Genomic DNA, 3,288 nt, shown 5'->3' with positions numbered 1-3,288 from the left:
ACTGGAATCGTCAACATCGGCGGATTCACCGCCGCCCTCCTCACGATGTTCGCGGTGGGACTCATCCTGGATCTGCTCCTGGCCAGCGGTTTCTCGAACGGAGACCTGTACGCCCTTGACTCGTTCAGGATCGCCTTCGCCGTGCAGTTTGTGGTCCTCGGAGTCGGCACAGTCGCTATTGTGGTGCTCCGCCGCCGGGTGCGCGCCCAACTTGCCCGGCAGTCGATCATCGTGCCGCCGCTGCGCCAGGCAATCGCCAGGGAATTACGACGACGGCGCGAGGCCCGCAGGTAGGAAACCCCTCCTCCACAGCCGCCAGACCGGGGAACTTACCCACATAGCGGAACAGGGCCTCCGCGGGCGGTGAATTCGGCGGCACAGTCGTAGGCATGACATCCAAAGCGCCCCGTCCAGATTCACCACCCATCTCGGTCAGCACCCCGGCTGACATTCTCAGTTACGTCCCCCATCTCCTCGGCTTCCAACCCCGCGAGAGCCTCGTCTTCCTCACAATGTGCGGTAAACGCGTCGGTGCCACCCTGCGGCTTGATCTTCCCCCGCAGGACGCGGACCCGCTGGACTATGCGGTCACTGTGCGTGACTACCTTGAAGCAGACTCAGCTGCCGACGGGGTACTGATGGTGATCTACACAGACGAGAAATGGCCGGAGCCGGAAGCGCCGCCGTTCGCGCCGCTGGTCCACTGCCTTGACCTGGTTCTGGATACCGCCGGTCTCGAACTCCTGGACGGCTGGCTCGTAAGCTCCAGCCACTGGCGCGATTACTTCTGCGGCGAGGGGTCCTGCTGCCCCTGGCCCGGTCATCCCCTCGCAGACATCACTGCGAGCATTCTGAACGCCGAAATGGTTTACCAGGGAAGCACCTATGCCGAGTCGCTTGAAGCGGCCGTGGGATCAGCCGATACCCGCCGCAACAGACAAATTCTCCTCCAGACGGCAACCTACACTGAGCAGTGGCACGGCACCTGGGACCGGTCCAGCCTCGGCAGGGACTGCCTCGTCCTGTGGGACGCGCTCATCACCGGCCCGGAGCGCACATGCGTCTCAGAGATGCCCGACGTTGTGGCCTTCCTCCTGGCCGGACTGGCAAGCGCCCCTGTGCGGGACAGCGTCATTGTGCTGGCTGCCGCCGGCGCGGTTGCTGCCCAGGAGGCCGCCGTCGATGCCGGCGTGCTCCCGGCTGACCCGCCGGAGGTGGAGCTTCCGGAGGCATGCGAGGTCCTGAAAAACCAGGCGCTGGCGGCGCAACAGGCCGAGGCAAGGTCGGTCCGAGCAGGGTCAGCCGGAGATGCGACCGGACGTCCCGCGGACCTTTTCCGCGAAGTCTTCCTCGCGACCCTCGGCAACCCGGACTGGGACCGGCTCGATGCGGCACACACCGTGTTCCTGGGGATGGCCGCTGTGGCTGAGGGCCAGCCGCGCTCGGCGCTGCTGAGTATGCTCGGCTGGCTCGAGTGGGCGCGCGGCCGGGGCTCCCGGGCCCATCACTATCTGCAGGAAGCGCTGGCGGAAACTCCTGAATACACCCTTGCCGAGTTGCTGTTGACGCTGGTCGGGACGGGTTCCCTTTCGCCGTGGGCGCGCCGGCGTGAAACTGCCTGGACCTCGGATTCCCGCCGTGCTGCCTGAGGCGCTGAATGAGCAGCGAGGCGCTCAGTGAGATTACGTGCGGCCGGCAAAGCGTGCGACAATGGAACCGAGACCCGGTTGGGTTCGTGTTTCAGATTGATGCGCTGCAGATCCCGTGAACGTGGGTGTTGACACCACCGAACGGCCGCGAGGGAATAGCGCAATCGGCGGAGCTGTTGCAGGTACGGACAGTTTCTGCTGACAGGTCTGATCTCAACACGGACTTGACAGGGTCATAGTGGTGTTGCCCCCTTGGCGGCGCCGCAAACCGCCGTATGAAAGGTTCTCAGTGTCGGCCAAGAAGACAACAGCACCGGTGTTATCAGAACCCGGTACAACTGCGACCAAGCGCAAAGCCCTTGCCGCGAAAGCGGCGTCGAAGACCGCTGCCACGCGTGGTGCAAAGCGCGGGGCAAACGCGGCCGCCGTAGACACGAAGGCTCCTGACTCTGCGCCCGAAGAGGACCTGCCTGAGCAGGACGCCGAGCCCGCCGCAGACCTTGAGACGGATGCAGCGGAGCCCGAGGTCGCAGAAGCCTCTACAGGCAGCGGATTCGTCTACTCGGATGCGGATGACGATGACGCTCCGGCGCAGCAGGTCGTTTCTGCTGGCGCCACCGCCGATCCGGTCAAGGATTACCTGAAGCAAATCGGTAAGGTCGCACTGCTCAACGCTGAACAGGAAGTCGATCTCGCCCTGCGGATTGAGGCCGGACTCTTTGCGGAAGAGAAGCTGGCAGCCAATGGGAACATCGACCCGAAATTGCGGCGTGAACTGGAATGGGTCATCCATGACGGAAAGCGCGCCAAGAACCACCTGCTGGAGGCCAACCTTCGTCTGGTGGTTTCACTCGCCAAGCGTTACACCGGCCGCGGTATGCTTTTCCTCGACCTGATCCAGGAAGGAAACCTGGGCCTCATCCGGGCGGTGGAGAAGTTTGACTACACCAAGGGCTTCAAGTTCTCCACCTATGCAACGTGGTGGATCCGCCAGGCGATCACCCGCGCCATGGCGGACCAGGCACGGACCATCCGTATTCCGGTGCACATGGTGGAAGTCATCAACAAGCTGGCCCGTGTCCAGCGCCAGATGCTCCAGGACCTGGGCCGGGAGCCCACACCGGAGGAACTGGCCCTGGAACTCGACATGACCCCGGAGAAGGTCGTCGAGGTTCAGAAGTACGGTCGCGAGCCCATTTCGCTGCACACGCCGCTGGGCGAAGACGGAGATTCCGAGTTCGGCGATCTCATTGAGGATTCGGAGGCCGTTGTCCCGGCCGACGCCGTCAGCTTCACGCTTCTGCAGGAGCAGCTGCACTCCGTGCTGGACACCCTCTCCGAGCGTGAGGCCGGCGTCGTGGCCATGCGGTTCGGCCTGACCGACGGTCAACCGAAGACGCTCGACGAGATCGGCAAGGTCTACGGAGTCACCCGTGAACGCATCCGCCAGATAGAGTCCAAGACGATGTCAAAGCTGCGGCACCCCTCCCGGTCGCAGGTGCTGCGCGACTACCTCGACTAGGATTCGCGGGCGCCGGCTTCCCGGCAGGAAGCCGGGCCGAACGCCGCTCGCCGAACATGTACCGATAGACCGAACATGGCCCGATAGACAGGAAGAACCCCCTCCGCGGAGGGGGTT

At 64.1% G+C, this 3,288-nt stretch carries 2 protein-coding genes and 1 pseudogene; all 3 read left to right on the top strand.

Annotated elements, in window-relative coordinates; translation table 11 throughout:
* Positions 1-294: pseudogene (locus X803_RS22360) on the top strand (MFS transporter); the annotation flags it as partial.
* A 95-nt stretch (positions 295-389) separates the two neighbouring features.
* On the top strand, positions 390-1,649 hold the full coding sequence (locus tag X803_RS0114990; RefSeq protein WP_026545768.1) for a DUF4192 domain-containing protein: 1,260 nt from the start codon (positions 390-392) through the stop codon (positions 1,647-1,649).
* Positions 1,650-1,965: 316 nt separating this feature from the next.
* On the top strand, positions 1,966-3,171 hold the full coding sequence (locus tag X803_RS0114985; RefSeq protein ID WP_253907492.1) for an RNA polymerase sigma factor: 1,206 nt from the start codon (positions 1,966-1,968) through the stop codon (positions 3,169-3,171).
* The last annotated feature ends 117 nt before the right edge of the window (positions 3,172-3,288 follow it).

Source organism: Arthrobacter sp. 35/47 (assembly GCF_000520475.1).
Classification (GTDB): Bacteria; Actinomycetota; Actinomycetes; order Actinomycetales; family Micrococcaceae; genus Arthrobacter_D; species Arthrobacter_D subterraneus.
The sequence above is the reverse complement of the archived record's forward strand: the minus strand, read 5'-3'. Positions and strand labels throughout refer to the sequence as shown.